Origin of the sequence: Massilia sp. CFBP 13721 (genome assembly GCF_014842025.1) — a bacterium.
Lineage (GTDB): Bacteria > Pseudomonadota > Gammaproteobacteria > Burkholderiales > Burkholderiaceae_D > Telluria.
Genome location: NZ_JACYUY010000087.1, coordinates 1 through 257 on the forward strand (window position 1 = coordinate 1; position 257 = coordinate 257).

Genomic DNA, 257 nt, shown 5'->3' on the forward strand with positions numbered 1-257 from the left:
AGTTCGTCAGCCAGCGAGTCGTACTCGGCTTGCATCGCGGTGCGGTCATCCTTCGACGACGAACCGTCGGCGGCCTGGGTCGCCAGGTCTTTCATGCGCACCAGGATGTTGCCGGTTTCGTTCAGGGCGCCTTCGGCGGTTTGCAGCATCGACACCGAGTTTTGGGTGTTGCGCATGGCGACGGCCATGCCGCTGGTCTGCGACTTCAGGCGGGTGGCGATCTGCAGGCCGGCGGCGTCGTCGCTGGCCGAGTTGAT

1 protein-coding gene is annotated in these 257 nt (G+C 65.0%); it reads right to left on the reverse strand.

Annotated features, from left to right (window positions below; all coding sequences use genetic code 11):
• The coding region (locus tag IFT60_RS26270) for a flagellin N-terminal helical domain-containing protein (protein WP_524537869.1) at window positions 1–257 on the reverse strand (257 nt) is incomplete at both ends.